We start from the raw sequence: 19,102 nt of genomic DNA on the forward strand, positions 1-19,102 counted from the left end.
CTTTAAGTTAAATCCTGAAATCAAAGTAAGAATTTTTGGTCCAAAATACTCAGTTTAAAACGCCATTATTTATCCTGATTTATTTCTATAACCACTCTATTTCAACGATTTATTTTAGTACAAATTTAATGCAAAACTGCCGTTATGCTTATTCTATTGCACGTAATTTAGTCGGTGCTTTCATATAGCGGAAGAAGTCGGTATCTGGGCTCAGCACCATAACATCTTCACCGCTTTTGAAGCTCTGCTCATACGCACGCATACTACGAATAAAGGCATAGAAGTTAGGTTCCTGATTGAATGCATCCGCAAACAGTCGGGTTGCCATCGCATCGCCTTCACCACGTAATGTTAGTGAAATACGTTCAGATTCAGCCAAGGTTTCTGTGACTGTTTTATCAGCGATTGCACGAATTTTAACCGCTTCTTCTTGACCCTGAGAACGATGCTGACGCGCAACGGCCTCACGTTCTGCGCGCATACGTGCATAAATTGCTTCAGAAACTTCATTTGGCAATTCAATACGTTTAATACGCACGTCAACGACTTCAATACCTAACGCCTGCATACTGTTTGGATTAACCACCAGCGGCTTCAGATTCGTTTCTTGTTCTACGCGTGCGGCAGCAGAAGCTATCGCTTGATCGGCTTCTTCTATATCTGTCGCGCTACCTTTATTCAAGGTATCACGGACATCAACAGTTAACCGGCCACGAGAATCAGTAATAATGTCTTTCACACTTAAACGACCAAATTCAGAACGTAAACGGTCACTAAATTTACGTTTTAGTAAGGTCTCAGCTTGGAAAGTATTACCCCCTCCTGTCGCAACATAGTAACGACTGAAATCAGTAATGCGCCATTTCAAGTAAGAATCAACCATCAAATCTTTATTTTCGCTGGTTAAGAAGCGATCAGCTTGAATTTCCAAAGTCTGAATACGCGCATCCAACATTTTAACTGTTTCAATAAATGGAACTTTAAAATGTAAACCTGGCTCATAAATGATCGGCTTGTTTTCTGCATCACGCATAACTTTGCCAAAGCGTAAAACAATACCACGATCAGTTTGAGGCACAATAAAGACCGACGTATAGAAAACAGCCAGAATGGCAATAATGATAACAATTAGCGATTTACGCATGATTATTGTCTCCCTACTCTGACTGCGTCACCACGGACAGCCGCTGAAGATGAAGGATCCGTATTAAGTGATGACTGATTGCTATTTGGATACGTCACTTTAGGTGCCTGGGTTACTTTAGGTGTAGAGGCTGAATTATTACCACGCATTAATTGATCTAATGGCAGAACAAGCATGCTGTTGCTCTTTTCATTAGCAATAATTTTGCGTGTATTACTCAACACACGTTCCATTGTTTCAATATACAGACGCTCACGGGTAATTTCAGGAGCCGCTTGATACTCAGGTAACATTTTAGAGAAGCTGGCGACCTCACCCTCTGCTTTTAGTACCACACTGACTTTATAAGCTTCCGCTTCTTCAATCATTTTTTGTGCGTTACCTTTCGCCAATGGTAGAACTTCATTCCGGTAAGCATGCGCTTCACGGATAGTTTTTTGTTCTTCTTCCCTTGCTGAAATAACATCATCAAACGCTGCTTTAACGGCTTCAGGCGGACGAGCAGCCTGGAAGTTGACATCAAGCAATGTAATTCCCATTTTGTATGGGCTGATGGTGCTTTCTAATTCTTTTTGAGTAACATCACGGATATATGCACGATTAGCCGTCAGCACTTGTTCCATCGCTGATTGACCAATAACACCACGCACCGCACTATCCAGAGCTTGGCGTAAGCTATTATCTGGATTTGTTACGCTAAATAAATATTCAGCAGGATCTGTTACACGATATTGAACGTTCATTTCGACGCGGATCACGTTTTCATCTGAAGTCAACATCATGCCGTTTGTGGCTTGTTCACGTACAGTTTCAACGTTAACAGGCACCACTTTATCAATGAAGGTTGGTTTCCAGTTCAGACCAGGGCCAACAATTCCACTGTACTCACCAAAGCGCATGACCACACCGCGGTCACTCTCTTTTATTGTGTAGAAACCACTTGCACCCCAGATGATTACTGCTGCTGCAACAGCCAGCATACCCAAGCGCCCGCCAAAATTAGAAGTCTGTTGGTTATTATCACCACCAGAACCGCCTTTATTGCCACCAAGCTTACTGCTCAGTTTGCGGAAGAGATCATCGAGATCAATAGCCCCGCGTTTTCGACCACCTTTATTGCCACCGGAGTTGCCGCCTTTATTGCTGCTTCCCCACGGGTCGCGGTCTTGTCCGTTATTACCGGGCTGATTCCACGCCATGTTTTAGCTCCATTCTTTATGATTGGTTTTTCAGGGCTAAGAGCAAATAACCGCTCTTAATATCAATTCAATTTTCTGAGAATATCAGAGGATGTAATCAGGTAATTGTGGTTCCTGTTTACACAGACGGCGCCAGTCGACAATTGGCAAGCGCACTTCCAAAAGTAGATAACCGTCCTCATCGACATGTTCATGCTCAATAGCATTGAGCTGATAGAACCGACTCCGTAGACGCCCTTCCTCTGGAGGTAAACGTAATTCAAAGTGTGCTATCTCACCCGAAAGACGTTCCGTTAATGCCTGTAACAGCAATGGGATACCTTCACCAGTTTGGGCTGATACCCAAACACGTATCGGTTTATTATCCTCATCGCGATCGATACGCGGAACAAAATCGTCCAGCCTATCAATTTTATTCATCACTAATAGCGTAGGAATCTCATGCGCTTCAATTTCTTCCAATACACTTTCTACAGCTTGGATATTTTCATCCACACGATTATCAACGGCATCAATCACATGTAGCAATAATGTCGCTTCACGTGTTTCTTGAAGTGTTGCTTTAAATGCCGCGACTAAATCGTGGGGCAAATGACGAATAAACCCAACGGTATCCGCCAAAACCACCGTACCAACATCATCGACATCGATGCGGCGTAATGTTGGGTCAAGCGTAGCAAACAGCTGATCTGCCGCATAAACATCAGATGTTGTCATGCGGTTAAATAAACTGGATTTTCCTGCGTTGGTATAACCCACCAGTGAGACCGTTGGGATATCAGCCTTGCTTCTTGCCTGACGCCCTTGCTCTCGCTGTTTCTCAACTTTTCCTAATCGAGATAGAATTTGTTTAATTTTATCACGGAGTAAACGACGGTCAGTCTCTAACTGTGTTTCACCCGGACCGCGTAAACCAATCCCACCTTTTTGTCGTTCCAAGTGCGTCCATCCTCGAATTAATCGAGTCGATAGATGGCGCAATTGTGCCAGTTCAACTTGCAATTTACCTTCGTGAGTACGGGCTCTCTGGGCGAAAATATCCAGAATAACTCCCGTCCGGTCAACAACTTTGCACTGACATAATCTTTCTAAATTACGTTCCTGAGCTGGACTTAAAGCGTGGTTAAACAACACCACATCAGCGCCACTGGCTTGCACCGCTTCTGCAATTTCTTCCGCTTTCCCTTCGCCAACATAATATTTACGGTGTGGCGCTCGACGACTTCCAGTGATGATTTGTACCGGCTTCACGTTAGCCGATGTCACTAGGGATTCAAATTCCTCTAAATTGTCAATATCTTTTTCTTGAGAGAAAAAAACATGCACCAATACGGCGTGTTCACCGCCTTCATATCTGTCAAACAAAGGTTCGACCTCTCAGGTTTAACGATAAATTAAAAGGAAAAAACATAGGTAAAGTCTCCCTACCTATGTTTTCCTTTATTTTCAAATGATTAGCTGAATTATTCAGCAGCATCATTATCCTGCGCAGCCGGTGTACTACCTGAATGGTAATTACCTGGAGCCGCAGTACCTGTCGCATTGTTGCTATGATGAGAAACAGGACGAGCAGGAACAACGGTAGAAATGGCATGTTTATACACCATTTGGCTGACCGTGTTTTTTAGCAAAATAACAAACTGGTCAAATGATTCGATCTGACCTTGTAATTTGATGCCATTAACTAAATAAATTGAGACCGGAACCCTTTCACGACGCAATGCGTTCAGGAACGGATCTTGCAAAGATTGCCCCTTAGCCATGTTATATTTTCCTTATTTGTTGTTTTTAATAAGAACCTAATGGTTCTAAAAATTACTACTCAAAAATTGCGCTTAAACATTCTAATTGTACACAAACAATAGCCCTATGCACTAATAACCTGCATAACTGTTTCAAACGCTTGCTGAGGATGTTCACTATCAAGCCAATGAACATTTTCCCAACTTCTTAGCCAAGTTATCTGGCGTTTTGCTAATTGGCGTGTCGCACAAACTCCCCGAAAGACCATTTCATCATAATCGATTTCACCTGCCAAATATGACCACATCTGGCGATAACCAACACAACGAATAGCAGGTAAGTCTACATGCAGATCACCCCGGTCATACAGAGACCGAACTTCATCTTCAAAAGCCGAGTTCAGCATCTGATGAAAACGTTTTTCAATACGTGAATGTAAAATTTTACGATCTTGTGGCGCAATAGCAAACTGAAACACATTATAAGGTAATTCTTCGCCCGCTGTTTGTGTCAATTCAGTTAAACTTTGCCCAGAAATGAGATATACCTCTAAAGCTCGGGATAATCTTTGTGGATCATTCGGATGGATCCTTGCAGCAGCAACAGGATCAACCTGCTTAAGACGCTGATGAATCGCTTCCCAACCGTCATTTTGAGCTATTTCTTCAATCTTAGCACGCACTTCAGCATCAGCAGAAGGCAGTGGTGATAATCCCTCAAGTAACGCTTTAAAATAGAGCATTGTGCCCCCCACCAGCAAAGGAATTCTACCCTCAGCGGTAATTTCTGCCATCGCTGCAAGTGCATCACGACGAAAATCTGCCGCTGAATAAGGCTGGGAGGGATCAAGGATATCAATCAAACGATGAGGCGCCAAACGCAATTCTTCTGCGCTAGGTTTTGCAGTCCCAATATCCATACCACGATAAATTAATGCCGAATCAACACTAATAATATCAACAGGTAATCGCTGACGGAGTTCAATCGCCAATGCAGTTTTTCCTGATGCCGTGGGTCCCATTAAAAAGATGGCATTGGGTTTTTGCTGAGTTATCAAATCACTCATGGGTTAACGTTACTACCACCGATGTTAAATCAATTAATTGTAATAATGTTGATGGCGGTTGATGAACCCAATGTGGGCAAAGCCGTTCAACATCAGCTAATACTTGCACTGCTTGTGCTAATGTCCAATTATTTTCGGAGTTATCTTGGACAATCGTTCTCGCTAACCATTCGGTAATTTGTAAATTAGTCACTGCCGCTTGCTGAGTAAGAAAATTAAGTAATCCGATTAATAACTGCGATAAATTTTGTGTTCGCAGCGGTAACGATACCGCATGAATCGTTACTTTTCCATGAGATATCGTCGCTTCAATACCAAATCTTACTAATTCATCCTTGAAACGCTGAAAAACCTCAATTTCATCGGGATTAAGCGATAGTTTAAGAGGGATTAACAAAGGCTGAGGTTTTAATTTATCACCATCTGCAGATAGTTGAGCCATTTTTAATAAATATTCTGCTTGGCTTAAGGATAACAAACCAATCCCCAATGAAGACTCTATTAATGCAAAGTTTTTTGCATAAATTGTCAATATTTTACCGAAAGTGTAATTTTTATCATTTTTCGCTACTTCAGTAGAAGTAACTGCATGTAAATTCAATGGCTTTCTAGCCGGGAACAGAACTTTTTTATCACTTTCAGCTACCGGAATAGACATCAGTTGCTGATACAGTTGACCATTCTTCTTATCATATGGTTCTTTATCTATAAAAGATCTATGTTTAGCAGAGTCTACTTGAGGTTCCTCCAAGCGGGTTGGCCGCGGCTCGGCAACGCGATAATCTTTAGATTTCACCTCTACGGCGTGATTATTCCCTGAAAACGATGAAAGCTTATTTTCGCTAGACGGTTTGCCCACAAGTGTCGACTGATTTGATGGCGTATTTTGGGGGGATCTAAATGTCGAAGATGCCGCTGAAGGTGCTGATGTCGCAGAAAAACAATTCTGCCCCGCTGACGTTCGATTTTTCACTTCTGGTGCTACGCTAGAAAATGAATCAAATTCACCGCTGGTTGCCGCCTGCATCAGGGCCGTTTTTACCCCTTGGTAAATAAAATCATGCACTAATCGCGCTTGATGAAAGCGGACTTCATGTTTAGCAGGATGAACATTCACATCTACTTGATGAGGATCGACTGTAAGATACAGCACATAGGCAGGTTGCTGATCGCCGTGTAATTGCCCTTCATAAGCTTGACGAATCGCATGATTAATCAACCTATCGCGCATCATACGCCCATTCACATAGCAATATTGAATATCAGGAACCGGAGCCCCCACCGGCAAGGTAACCCATCCATTAATCGCCAAATCACCATGTTCCCACGCAATCTCTAACGCCTGCTGCATAAAGTTCGCCCCACAAATTGAAGCTAAGCGACGCTCTTGCTGTGGTTTATCTTTCGCCGGCCGATATTGGCGAATAAGCTTACCATTATGATTAAGATAAATAGCTACGTCTGGCCGCGCTAACGCAATACGGCGAACAATCTCATCAATATGACCAAATTCTGTTTTTTCAGTCCGTAAAAACTTACGTCGCGCGGGAGTGTTATAAAATAGATCCAGAACTTCAACTGTTGTCCCAGTTGGGTGCGCTGCCGGCTTAATCGTGACAGACATATCTCGGCCTTCAGCATAGGATTGCCAAGCCTCAGGCTGAGTTTCTGTTTTCGAGGTTAAGGTCAGGCGAGAAACCGAACTAATACTGGCCAACGCCTCACCGCGAAATCCCATGCTAATAATCGCTTCAAGGTCATCTAAAGTAGCTATTTTGCTGGTCGCATGGCGTGCTAACGCTAATGTGAGTTCATCTTTAGTTATTCCACAGCCATTATCACGAATGCGGATCAGTTTTTCACCGCCGCGCTCTATATCAATGTCGATACGCGTAGCCCCTGCATCAAGACTGTTCTCGATCAGCTCTTTGACCACTGAAGCCGGTCGCTCTACGACTTCCCCTGCCGCAATCTGATTAGCCAATTGTGGCGAGAGTATTTTTATCGACATTGATGCTCTCCGTAATTACTGTGGTGCAGCCTGCAATGGATTCGCTAAAAAGTATTGGCGTAATCCTTGATGAATAGCTTCGGCAACTTTTTCCTGATAAGCCTCCGATTTAAGTAGCTGTTCTTCTGCGCTATTACTAATAAAGCCCGTTTCAACTAGAATCGATGGAATATCTGGCGAACGTAAAACGCCTAAGCTAGCATGCTCGGGTTGACGTTTATGAATGTTCCCAACTTTTTGTAGCTGCTGAATAACTTTTATCGCTACATCATAGCCAACACGCTGTGAATGACCGAATTGTAGATCAAGTACCGCTTGACTTAAATAAGGGTCGGCACCATTGGATAACGCATCGCCAGCACCGCCTAGCAGTTCTGATTGTTTCTCTCGTTGTTCAATCCAACTCCCCAATTCGCTATTCGCTCGGCGATTAGATAATACCCATACAGAAGCACCACGCGCACTGCTGTTTGGCGCTGAATCGGCATGAATAGATACCAACATGTTCGCCCCTTGTTTACGAGCGACTTCAGAGCGACCAGAAACAGAAATAAAATAATCACCGTCACGGGTCATCACCGGCTTAAACATAGGGTCTGCATTTAACTTCGCTTGCAGTTTCTTCGCTACACTTAGCGTCACGTCTTTCTCACGGTAACCTTTTTGCCCTAGCGCCCCGGGGTCTTTACCACCATGCCCTGCATCAATCGCCACCACAACCTGCTTATTGCCTTTGGCGGCTGATTTATTTTTTACCGCAACAGGAACTGCTACCGCTGAATTCATTTTTAGCGGTTTTTCTGTCGCTACTACTGCATTTTGTTGGGAGGCTTGAGCACTTTGTTTAAACTGAGTATGAGAGGTACTATTACCCGCTTTTATGCTCAGAATGACTTGATATCCATTTCCCATTTGTTGCAGCGAAGCTTGCGTTTTAGCTGCTTTAGAGAGTTCCAAAACTAAACGTTTATGCTGACGATCGCCCGGTTTACTCGTGCGTACTAATTTGACCAAATCACCCGTTGGCAGTTTCATCGGCAGACCACTGATTTCTGACGATTGTTTTACATCCACCACCAACCGTTCCGGTGAATGTAAGGCAAAGAAACGATAATCAGGTTTACCCTCAGAAAATGATAACGTCACTTTAGCCTCTGAAGGACTATTGCTAACTTGAATATTCGATAACTGAGCCGCGTTAACCGAAAAGCTCGCCGTAGCAAAAAGTGCAATAAATGTTATCAGCACTAATAATGCACGATGCCATCCCTTGGCCATTTTTATCATTAAAGCATTAATCATGAGCGGTATATCCTCAGATAACAGACAAATTATCTAACAAAAACTCTCCATTTTTAGACTGAGCAACAAAATGTGCCTGACGGCCCTCATCTTGATAAGTCAACGTCAACGTTAGATCTGCTGGAGGTAAAAAGCCTTCACCTTGTTGTGGCCATTCGACCAAACAAATTGACTCTGGCGTAAAATAATCGCGGATCCCCATAAATTCTAGCTCTTCAGGATCGGCTAAACGATACAGATCAAAATGATAAACTTGTCTGTCGGGTAAAGAATAAGGCTCGACTAACGTATAAGTTGGGCTCTTAACATGGCCTTGATGGCCTAAAGCCTGTAAAAAACCACGGCTAAACGTCGTTTTTCCTGCGCCTAAGTCACCATACAGATAAAGCACTAAACCTTGCTGACAAGCATTGGCTACTGCGCGCCCTAGTGCTACGGTTGCGGAGTCATTCGCCAGTGATAATTCACGTTCTTTCATGAGATCTTCTGCTAAATTACGGGGAAAATAAAATTATTGATCAGCTTATCATAACTCAATAAGCAGTAATGAGAACTGATTGCAGTTTAGCATTAATTTTCATCATGCTGCGCACATGATACACTCCGCGATCGGACAACTCTCATCATTTACCTAATCTGATATGGCTACACAACTCGACCTTAATCTGCTGGCACAGCAAATCAAACAATGGGGAACCGATGTCGGTTTCCAGCAAATAGGCATCTGTGATACCGACCTAACTGCCGAAGAACCCAAATTACAGCAATGGTTGGATAAGCAATATCAGGGCGAAATGGACTGGATGGCACGCCATGGAATGATGCGCGCTCGTCCACATGAACTCCTGCCTGGAACATTGCGGGTGATCAGCGTACGTATGAATTATTTACCCGCAAAGGCATCGTTCGCCAGTACGTTAAGCAACCCTAATTTGGCCTATGTCAGTCGCTATGCACTAGGACGAGATTATCATAAGTTATTACGCCAACGCTTAAAAAAACTCGGCGATCGAATAAAAGAATATTGTCAGGAATTTAACTATCAAGACGAAATTAACTTTCGTCCTTTTGTTGATTCCGCGCCGATATTAGAACGCCCATTAGCGGCCAAAGCGGGATTAGGCTGGGTAGGCAAACATTCGTTGATCCTCAATCGTGAAGCTGGATCTTGGTTTTTTTTGGGTGAACTATTGATCAACCTTCCGCTACCGGTGGATCAACCTGTTGAAGAACAATGTGGCCGTTGTGTCGCATGTATGACAACCTGCCCGACTGGCGCAATTGTTGCACCTTATACTGTAGATGCGCGCCGCTGTATTTCGTATTTAACCATTGAACTTGAAGGTGCTATCCCCGAAGAATTCCGCCCTTTAATGGGTAATCGTATTTATGGCTGTGATGACTGCCAATTAATTTGTCCATGGAATCGTTTTTCCCAACTTACTGATGAAGAAGATTTTAGCCCGAGACGCGCTTTACATACCCCAGAACTGCTCGATCTTTTTAGTTGGAATGAAGAAAAATTCTTACGCATCACAGAAGGCTCAGCGATTAGGCGTATTGGTTATCTACGTTGGCTGAGAAATATCAGTGTAGCTTTAGGAAATGCGCCTTATCAAGACTCGATTATCTTAGCTTTACAAGAAAAACGGGGAATTGACGCTATGCTAGATGAACATTTAGAGTGGGCGATTAGCCAGCAGCGCCAGCGAAGAGAAGAAAACGCAGTAAATATACAGACTTCACAACAAAAACGTCTTGTACGTGCGATATCTAAAGGTTTACCTCGAGATGCTTAAATTTTGTTATATTATTTATGCTTAGAATAACCTGAATTCATTATTGTGAATAAAATAAAAATCCTTTATCTGACAATGAATAAAAAAATTTCAAGTCTATCTACACACAATTTAGGAAAATAAATTATTGGTTATTTTTCAAATAGTTGAAAATAATATTAATTTAACAATAAATTAAAGCTAAGATATTCATAGCAAACCCATGCTGTGGATAAGTCTGTGCAGGAACCGGAAAAAATCACGTTATAAACCCAGCTTATCCCAATTGCTCTGTGGATAACTTTGTTTGATGATTTTTCAATTACTGGTTTGCTTTGCTGCCGAAATTCAGCTTAAAACGAGTGAAAAAAACGTATTTATTAAAATAACTCACCGTAAAGTTAACTAATTAGCTATTTATTAACTTCTAACGATTATTGATTAACGTCTAACGATAGTTATTTACCACATGATTTTAATGATGGGCTTAAAAATAATATCCCTCTTTCCGAGGGGAGCGTATTCTATGGCTAGCCTACTCTGAATGCAAGTGAAAACCGTAAATTAATCAAAAAAGATCGGCTGATCGTCGGTGGATCATTTTCGGGCTCAGGATAATAAAAATTAGCATCGGTAGATAATCTCGGCCTCTTAGCCCACAAATAGCCTAATGAAACCTTGTGCCATCACCTGAAATACACTGGAAGAGCCTGTTAGTCTGCGATATCTTAGCTTCATAATTAACGATATTTGAATAATCTTATACGCGATAGTACATGGAGCTAACACGATAGCGCACACCCACCGCATACCAACAAGAGAGGGCTTACTCTATATGTCTATATCTATGTGTAACAACACAATATATCCTGTTGATATTCATGCCCATACCGTGGCAAGTACCCACGCTTACAGCACAATAATGGACTATTTCACCGTCGCGAAGCAAAAAGGGATCAAACTCTTTGCGATTACCGATCACGGTCCAGAGATGGCCGATGCCCCTCATGCTTGGCATTTTATGAACATGCCAGTGATCCCAAGGATTATTGATGGCGTCGGGTTACTGTACGGTATCGAAGCAAATATTAAAAATCTACAAGGTGAAACCGACTGTAATGAGCAGATGACTAAACGCCTCGATATCGTGCTGGCCGGATTTCACGAGCCAGTACTACCGCCACAAAGCCAAGCAGACAATACCACCGCAATGATAGCTACTATTGCTAGCGGCAATGTTCAAATTATTACCCACCCGGGAAATCCAAAATATCCGATATATATCAATGAAGTAGCCAAATATGCAGCACAGCATAATGTGGCATTAGAAATGAATAACTCTTCTTTTTTACATTCAAGAGTAGGTAGTGCAGAAAATTGTATTAAGGTTGCGACCGCAGTACGTGATGCTGGGGGTTGGGTTGCATTAGGCTCGGATTCCCATGTCGCTTATGCGCTTGGCGGATTTGATAAAGTACTAAAGGTATTGGCCGAGGTAAACTTCCCACCAGAACGGATTTTAAATGCTACACCACGCAGATTACTGGATTTTCTCGAATCACATGGCAAACCACCCATTACTGAATTTGCTGATTTTTAATCTTGAATTTAATGTTTGCGAGCATCACCGTATATTGATTGAAAGCCGGGCTTATTCATACAAGAAGCCCAATATACTGCTCGCTTAATTTTAAGTAGCATTAAAGATGATAAAGAAATTATCATGATAGCTAACGGGGATGTAAATTGACTTTATTTAGTTTTAAACTGAATTGAATTATTTTGAAGGGATAAATAAGAATAATACATTAAGATTGGAGCGGGAAACGAGATTCGAACTCGCGACCCCGACCTTGGCAAGGTCGTGCTCTACCAACTGAGCTATTCCCGCATCGCAGAAGGATTCAGAACTAAAACGCTATAAGATTGGAGCGGGAAACGAGATTCGAACTCGCGACCCCGACCTTGGCAAGGTCGTGCTCTACCAACTGAGCTATTCCCGCATCACGGAAACGTCTTAGACTAAATTTACTAATTTATCTGTTCATTTAGAACAAATAAGTTGGAACTTAAAATTGGAGCGGGAAACGAGATTCGAACTCGCGACCCCGACCTTGGCAAGGTCGTGCTCTACCAACTGAGCTATTCCCGCATCATATTTTAATATCCTGCTGAAAAAAGCTTACTTTTCAGCTACCGAACAAACAAAAAACTTCACCGGTATGGGGAGCGCATTATACGAAAAATATGCCGACAGGCAAGCCCATTTTGGCAATTTTTTTATTTTTTTGTCTAAATGATGATTAAATCGTCAACTTGGAGGTTTAATCATCATTTATCAAACTCTTTTTATATCAACACATTAACATTTATTACAATTTAATAAATGTTTCGCGATAGTAGACTAATTCAGCAATTGATTCACGAATATCATCAAGTGCTTGATGGGTATTTTTTTTACTAAACCCGGTCAATATCTCAGGCTTCCACCGGCGTGCAAGTTCTTTTAAACTACTTACATCAAGGTAACGATAATGAAAATATTTTTCCAATTCAGGCATATAGCGAAATAAGAAACGACGATCTTGCCCAACACTGTTACCACAAATTGGAGATACGCCGGCGGGAACCCACTGCTGTAAGAATTTAATAGTGGCTAACTCGGCTTCACGATCCCCCATTACACTGTTCTTAACGCGCTCAACCAGCCCGCTACCAGTATGGGTCTTTACATTCCATTCATCCATCAATGCTAGTTGCTCAGCAGATTGATGAACTGCAATTACTGGACCTTCAGCCAGAATATTTAGCTGACTATCGGTCACTATTGTGGCAATTTCAATAATACGATCACGTTCTGGGTCTAATCCGGTCATTTCCAGATCGATCCAAATTAAATTGTTCTCATTTTTGTGCATGATATATCCTAACTTCACTCAGGCTAGTTTAGTGTATGATAACGCTTTTAACATCGCTCTGCGATAAGCCAAGAAACGAATCAACTCAACCAATAATTTATTCAACAATATTTATTCAACAATAGAAGAGAGATCAGGTGGCTAAACAGAAACTGTCAAAAGGCCAGCAGCGCCGAGTGCAGGCCAACCATCAACGTCGATTAAAGAAACCGAAGAATATCGAGATTGATGATAACCAACTCGGTGAAGCACAGGAAGGACTGGTTATTAGTCGTTTCGGGCAACACGCTGATATTGAGGCAGAAGATGGTAGCATACAGCGTTGTAACCTGCGCCGAACAATTTCATCATTAGTGACTGGTGACCGCGTTGTCTGGCGCCCAGCATTGCAAGTACAAGAAGATCGTCGCGCCTATGGCGTCGTCGAAGCTGTCCATGAACGTCATTCCGTTTTAACTCGCCCAGATTATTATGATGGGTTAAAACCTATTGCCGCCAATATCGACCAAATTGTTATTGTGTCAGCAATTTTACCCGAATTATCGTTAAATATCATCGATCGCTATCTTGTTGCCTGTGAAACGTTAAATGTCGAGCCGATTATTGTGCTCAACAAAATTGACTTATTAGACGCAGAAAATCGTCAATGGGTTGGCGACTTAATGGATATTTATCGAGAAATTGGCTATCAAGTGATCGAGGTTTCTAGTCATACTGGCGAAGGAATGGAAGCACTCACTAACACATTAGTAGACAAAATATCGGTTTTTGTCGGCCAATCTGGTGTCGGTAAATCAAGTTTGCTCAATACACTGCTGCCCCAAAATGAAAAACCAATTGTGGTCAATGATGTCTCTGATAATTCAGGATTAGGCCAACACACGACCACCACCGCGCGTTTATATCACTTTACCCAAGGTGGACAGGTTATAGATTCACCGGGTGTGCGTGAATTTGGGTTATGGCACTTAACCACGGAACAAGTCACCAAAGGATTTGTCGAATTTAGAGATTATCTGGGCAGTTGTAAATTCCGTGACTGTAAACATCTTGACGATCCGGGCTGTGCTCTTCAGTTAGCGGTGGAACAAGAGAAAATTTCTGAATCACGCTTTGAAAACTATCATCGAATACTCGAAAGTATGGAAGCTGTTAAGCCGCGTCGTAACTTCACCAGTACCGAGAAATAATTTATTTAAAAAAATAGTTAATTAAATTAAAGGGTTACTTCCAAAAATTATGACTTAAACAGTTATAAACAAAGTAGGTAAGTAATCACTATATTTTAAGCTAATGACTTAAAATAAGGGCAAGTATTACTCTGAAATTAGCCATAAACGGTGAACTTATTATTGAAACTAGCCCCAACAACTGATGTTATTGTCATAGCGATAACATCAGTTTTTATATGATAATTTAGATTATTTAAACACCATAGCCTAATACCGAAAGCGCAGGTACAATGTGTGCCTTTTTCCTGATTTCCACCCTAATTATCTGAGGTTAACGTGCTGGACAAATTGAAGATACGCTTACAGTATTTATTACCAAAACAAGGACTTACTAGCTTAGCTGGCTGGTTCGCGAGTAAACATGCAGGAAGCATCACTCAATTAGCGATCAAACTGTTTGCCAAAGTTTATAAAGTTGACATGAAGGAAGCGCAAAACAGCGAATTTAGTGCCTATCGCAGCTTTAATGAGTTTTTTGTTCGTCCGTTAAAATCCGACGTAAGACCAATTATCGCCGGTGAAAATACATTAGCCCAGCCTGCCGATGGCGCAGTTAGCCAATTTGGTCGTATTAATGACGATCAAATTTTTCAGGCCAAAGGTCATTATTACAGTACCGAAGCTTTGTTAGCGGGTAATTACTTACTTGCTGAGCATTTCCGTGGCGGTGAGTTTATTACCACCTATCTTTCACCTCGCGACTATCACCGAGTCCATATGCCTTGTGATGGTGTATTGACTGAAATGATTTATGTTCCGGGAGATCTCTTTTCAGTTAATCCGCTCACTGCAGCTAATGTTCCCAATTTATTTGCCCGTAATGAACGACTAATTTGTGTCTTTAATACTGAATTTGGTCGAATGGTACAAATTTTAGTCGGCGCAACTATTGTAGGCAGTATTGAAACCGTATGGAGTGGCTGCGTGAATAATACCCGCGAAGGGATTATTAAACGCTGGGTTTATCCAGATAAAGGTGCTGAAGATGCTGTTTGCCTGAAAAAAGGACAAGAGATGGGACGCTTTAAATTAGGCTCGACCGTCATTAACCTGTTTGAAGCGGATAAAATTACCTTTAATTCCGCATTAATGCCCGGCTATGCCACTCGTATGGGTGAATTATTAGCTGAAGCCAAGCATCCCATAGCTCAAACTGAGTTTGAAACCACTAAATTGGTTCAAGAATAGTCTGGCTAATTTGTCAAGGAGCTCCTTATTGTGCGTTTGATTATCAGTGTTTTTATCAGCCTGTTGATCGTCTTCTCGTCTAATGCGGCGACTAATTCTGCTCTAGACGAAAACCTGCTCAAGCAGGAGCTCAAATCGCTTGAATCGAGTAAAAACCCCAAAGATATTGAAACGGCTCAAGCGATACAAGGCGCCTTAAATTGGCTGTCTGACGCCAAAGAATATGATGCCAAAGCCAAAACATATCAGGAAGCAATTGATAACTTTCCTACTATCGTCAAAACCCTCAGAAAAAATATTCTGAATGAACCTGATCAGCCGCCACGTATTGCTGAAAATATCAGCTTAAGCGAACTGGATCAGCGAATTATACGCATTAGCAGCCAACTTCTCGATCAAAGCCGACAAATACAGCAAGAACAAGATAGAGGCCGAGAAATCAGCGAATCGCTCGGCTTACTTCCACAGCAATTATCAGAAGCTCGTAGGCTATTATCTGACGCTACAAATCGCGCACAGGGACTCAGTTCTTCAGGCACTCCACTATCCGAAGCACAGTCTTCAATGGCTCAAGCCGAAGTAAGCGCTCGCAAATCAAAAGTTAATGAATTAGAAATGGCGCAACTTTCTGCCAATAATAGGCAGGAAATTTCACGCATGTCGCTTGAGCTGTATAAAAAACGTTATCAGTTACTTGAATTAGAATTACAGCAATTACGCGATTATCAGAATAATCAGCGCCAGCAAAAAGCCTTTTTAGCCCTCGAACATACCGATATGCTCGCAGAACAAGGTGAATTAACGCCTTTTCTGAAAAAACAGCTTGAAATCAATCGTACGCTGTCTCAGGATTTGACAGAGCAAGCCAAACGAATGAGCAGCATTACTAAGCAGCAAACTGTTGCCTCTGCCAATATTCAACAAGTCAAACAAGCGCTCAGTACTATCAAAGAACAGGCGCAATGGCTAAATGGTTCCACCACATTAGGCGAAGCATTAAGAACTCAATTATCTCGCTTACCAGAGATGCCCAAGGCACAGCAATTAGATAAAAATATCATCGACTTACGGGTTGAACGATTAAAGTTCGAAGATATGCTAGAAGGCATAGATAAATATGATATTGCCCAAAAAGAACAAGAAAGCGCCTTAAATCCAGACCAAATTCAGGTATATAAAGATTTACTAAATACTCGCAAAGAGTTACTTGGATCATTAATCTCAGGTTACGATGCTGAAATATTAGAACTCACTAAACTCAAAGTCGCGACCAGTCAATTAACTGATGCACTAACTGAAGTCAAAGATGCAACTCATCGTTATATGTTCTGGGTGCCCGATGTTTCGCCGGTTTCACTCAATTATCCACTATTATTTGCCAAAAATATCACTCAGCTGTTGTCGTTAGACACACTTTCGCAATTAACCAGTGCGATTAAGGTCATGCTGACCACTCAAAATACGTTTCTCTATTTACTGGGCTCACTGATCCTCGTTATTTTCAGCATCAGTACTCGCAAACATTACCAGTCATTCTTAGACCGCTCGAGCATGCGGATTGGGAAAGTGACACAAGATTATTTTTATTTAACCGTCAGAACCGTCTTTTGGTCAATCATTGTCGCCTTGCCTTTACCCATGCTGTGGTCGGCTGTTGGCTATGGTTTACAAAGTGCATGGCAAGACCCGATGGCTACCGCTATTGGTTATGGTGTCAGTGCGACAACACCCGTTTTATGGTTATTTATGATCAGCGCCACTTTTTCGCGCCCGAACGGGCTATTCATCGCACATTTTGGTTGGTCAAAAGAGAGCGTAAAACGCGCCATGCGCTATTACCGCTTAGCTATCTTCATGATTGTGCCATTAATGATGGCGCTAATTACCTTTGAATATTATAGCGACCGTGAATTTGCGCCGACGATTGGGCGTTTCTGCTTTATTCTCCTTTGCGTTGCATTAAGCTTAATTACCAATAACTTGAAACGGGCTGGTGTGCCTCTTTATCTTGATAGGCATGGTTCCGGCGAAAACTTTATTAATAGCGCCTTATGGGGCATGTTGTTGGTTGCGCCTATATTGGCAGCCTTTTTCTCTATACTGGGCTACTATTCAACGTCTCAGGCACTATTAGGCCGCTTAGAAACCTCGGTAGCTATCTGGTTTGTGCTGTTAATTATTTACCATATCATTCGTCGATGGATGTCGATTCAGCGACGAAAACTAGCTTTTGACCGTGCCAAACAACGACGTGCCGATATGTTGGCCAACCGCGCCAAAGGTGATGAAGACAATATTCATAGCGCCAGCGGAGAAGGCTCTATCGATATTGAAGAAACCGTAATTGATTTAGATACCATCAGCGCGCAGTCGCTGGGATTAGTACGTTCTATTTTAACGATGATAGCGCTGGTTTCATTAATCTGGTTATGGTCTGAATTACACTCCGCATTTTCCTTCCTTGAAAATATCCGCCTATGGGATGTAACATCCAGTGCCAACGGCGTGGATACCATTCAATCGATTACCATGGGTTCTATTTTTATCGCTATATTGGTAATAATTATTACCGCTCAGCTAGTCAGAAATTTACCGGCACTGCTCGAATTAGTCTTACTGCAACATTTAGACCTCACTCCGGGGACAGGCTATGCCATTACCACGTTAACCAAATACAGCATTACGCTGATAGGTAGCATTGTCGGTTTCTCATTACTCGGAATAGATTGGTCTAAATTACAATGGCTTATTGCTGCAATGGGGGTCGGGTTAGGCTTTGGTTTGCAAGAAATATTTGCCAATATTATTTCTGGATTAATGATCTTATTCGAGAAACCGATTCGTATCGGCGATACTGTGACTATCCGTAATTTGACCGGCAGCATCACTAAAATTAATACCCGAGCGACAACCCTAACCGACTGGGATAGAAAAGAAATCATTGTTCCTAATAAGGCTTTTATTACCGAACAATTTATTAACTGGTCGTTGTCCGACAATATTACCCGTATAGTCATGACTATTCCTGCGCCGGTAGAGGCGAATAGCGCACAAGTCACAGAAGTGCTGCTTACTGCCGCTAAACGTTCGACGATGATTTTAGATAACCCGACGCCTGAAGTGTATTTGGTCGACTTGCAACAAGGGATCCAAATCTTTGAATTACGTGTATTTGCATCAGAAATGGGACACCGTTTACCCGCCCGCCATGAGATCCATCAAAACATTTTAGCTGCCTTTGCCGAACAAGGTATTCCATTACCATTCCCGCCATTCCAAGCCCGAGTGGATGTGACTGAAAATAATAGTCATACGAGCATGAATATCTCAGCGAGATCAGCGCCACGTAAGAGCGGAGATCTATAATTTTAGTTATAACTATAAAAATAAAAGACTAAATAGAAAAATAGATAGAAAAATAAAGATATCAGTGGTTCAGATTAAAGATGAGTAAATATTCTGAACCACTCGATATATAACGTAAATATAGCTAAAAATAAAAATAATTGGACATAACCCAG

The 19,102-nt window shown here is 41.9% G+C and carries 14 protein-coding genes and 3 tRNA genes; 5 read left to right on the top strand and 12 right to left on the bottom strand.

Features of this window, described 5'->3' with window-relative positions; all coding sequences use genetic code 11:
* Window positions 1-148: 148 nt before the first annotated feature.
* The 8 genes from hflC to tsaE all read right to left on the bottom strand — a co-directional run bounded on the left by hflC (window position 149) and on the right by tsaE (window position 8,943).
* Complete coding sequence (hflC, locus tag MNY66_RS14550; RefSeq protein ID WP_047254970.1) at window positions 149-1,144, bottom strand: protease modulator HflC; 996 nt, start codon at window positions 1,142-1,144, stop codon at window positions 149-151.
* Window positions 1,145-1,146: 2 nt separating this feature from the next.
* Window positions 1,147-2,343 carry an FtsH protease activity modulator HflK gene (hflK, locus tag MNY66_RS14555; RefSeq protein WP_047254969.1) on the bottom strand — a complete coding sequence of 399 codons (1,197 nt, stop codon included), beginning with the start codon at window positions 2,341-2,343 and terminating at the stop codon, window positions 1,147-1,149.
* An 84-nt stretch (window positions 2,344-2,427) separates the two neighbouring features.
* Window positions 2,428-3,708, bottom strand: coding sequence for a ribosome rescue GTPase HflX (gene hflX, locus MNY66_RS14560; protein WP_047254968.1), 1,281 nt, complete (start codon window positions 3,706-3,708; stop codon window positions 2,428-2,430).
* Between the two features lie 98 nt (window positions 3,709-3,806).
* Window positions 3,807-4,106, bottom strand: a complete 300-nt coding sequence (hfq, locus tag MNY66_RS14565; RefSeq protein WP_047254967.1) for an RNA chaperone Hfq — start codon at window positions 4,104-4,106, stop codon at window positions 3,807-3,809.
* A 104-nt stretch (window positions 4,107-4,210) separates the two neighbouring features.
* Window positions 4,211-5,152 carry a tRNA (adenosine(37)-N6)-dimethylallyltransferase MiaA gene (gene miaA / locus MNY66_RS14570; protein ID WP_047254966.1) on the bottom strand — a complete coding sequence of 314 codons (942 nt, stop codon included), beginning with the start codon at window positions 5,150-5,152 and terminating at the stop codon, window positions 4,211-4,213.
* The gene (gene mutL / locus MNY66_RS14575; RefSeq protein ID WP_241501135.1) at window positions 5,145-7,163 is read right to left on the bottom strand and encodes a DNA mismatch repair endonuclease MutL; all 2,019 of its coding nucleotides are present in this window, start codon (window positions 7,161-7,163) and stop codon (window positions 5,145-5,147) included. The genes miaA and mutL overlap by 8 nt, the downstream gene beginning before the upstream one ends.
* Window positions 7,164-7,178: 15 nt before the next feature.
* Window positions 7,179-8,465 (bottom strand): N-acetylmuramoyl-L-alanine amidase AmiB, encoded by a 1,287-nt coding sequence (gene amiB, locus MNY66_RS14580; RefSeq protein ID WP_241501136.1) that lies wholly within the window; start codon window positions 8,463-8,465, stop codon window positions 7,179-7,181.
* Between the two features lie 13 nt (window positions 8,466-8,478).
* Entirely contained in the window at window positions 8,479-8,943 is a 465-nt protein-coding gene (gene tsaE, locus MNY66_RS14585) for a tRNA (adenosine(37)-N6)-threonylcarbamoyltransferase complex ATPase subunit type 1 TsaE (RefSeq protein WP_047254963.1), read from the bottom strand.
* A 163-nt stretch (window positions 8,944-9,106) separates the two neighbouring features.
* Here tsaE and queG point away from each other — a divergent pair, with 163 nt between their 5' ends.
* Both queG and MNY66_RS14595 read left to right on the top strand, forming a co-directional pair.
* A complete protein-coding gene (gene queG / locus MNY66_RS14590; protein ID WP_047254962.1) occupies window positions 9,107-10,264 on the top strand; it encodes a tRNA epoxyqueuosine(34) reductase QueG in 1,158 nt (385 codons plus the stop codon).
* Between the two features lie 841 nt (window positions 10,265-11,105).
* Window positions 11,106-11,843 (top strand): phosphatase, encoded by a 738-nt coding sequence (locus MNY66_RS14595; protein WP_047254980.1) that lies wholly within the window; start codon window positions 11,106-11,108, stop codon window positions 11,841-11,843.
* 215 nt (window positions 11,844-12,058) lie between these two features.
* Here MNY66_RS14595 and MNY66_RS14600 read toward each other — a convergent pair.
* The 4 genes from MNY66_RS14600 to orn all read right to left on the bottom strand — a co-directional run bounded on the left by MNY66_RS14600 (window position 12,059) and on the right by orn (window position 13,161).
* Window positions 12,059-12,134 (bottom strand) — tRNA-Gly (locus MNY66_RS14600).
* 36 nt (window positions 12,135-12,170) lie between these two features.
* Window positions 12,171-12,246 (bottom strand) — tRNA-Gly (locus MNY66_RS14605).
* A 73-nt stretch (window positions 12,247-12,319) separates the two neighbouring features.
* Window positions 12,320-12,395 (bottom strand) — tRNA-Gly (locus MNY66_RS14610).
* A gap of 220 nt (window positions 12,396-12,615) precedes the next feature.
* Window positions 12,616-13,161, bottom strand: a complete 546-nt coding sequence (gene orn / locus MNY66_RS14615; RefSeq protein ID WP_047254961.1) for an oligoribonuclease — start codon at window positions 13,159-13,161, stop codon at window positions 12,616-12,618.
* A 137-nt stretch (window positions 13,162-13,298) separates the two neighbouring features.
* Here orn and rsgA point away from each other — a divergent pair, with 137 nt between their 5' ends.
* The 3 genes from rsgA to mscM all read left to right on the top strand — a co-directional run bounded on the left by rsgA (window position 13,299) and on the right by mscM (window position 18,947).
* Complete coding sequence (rsgA, locus tag MNY66_RS14620) at window positions 13,299-14,351, top strand: small ribosomal subunit biogenesis GTPase RsgA (RefSeq protein WP_241501137.1); 1,053 nt, start codon at window positions 13,299-13,301, stop codon at window positions 14,349-14,351.
* 318 nt (window positions 14,352-14,669) lie between these two features.
* Entirely contained in the window at window positions 14,670-15,581 is a 912-nt protein-coding gene (gene asd / locus MNY66_RS14625; RefSeq protein WP_047254959.1) for an archaetidylserine decarboxylase, read from the top strand.
* A gap of 30 nt (window positions 15,582-15,611) precedes the next feature.
* Entirely contained in the window at window positions 15,612-18,947 is a 3,336-nt protein-coding gene (gene mscM, locus MNY66_RS14630; protein WP_047254958.1) for a miniconductance mechanosensitive channel MscM, read from the top strand.
* The last annotated feature ends 155 nt before the right edge of the window (window positions 18,948-19,102 follow it).

The organism is Moellerella wisconsensis, assembly GCF_022592395.1.
Lineage (GTDB): Bacteria > Pseudomonadota > Gammaproteobacteria > Enterobacterales > Enterobacteriaceae > Moellerella > Moellerella wisconsensis.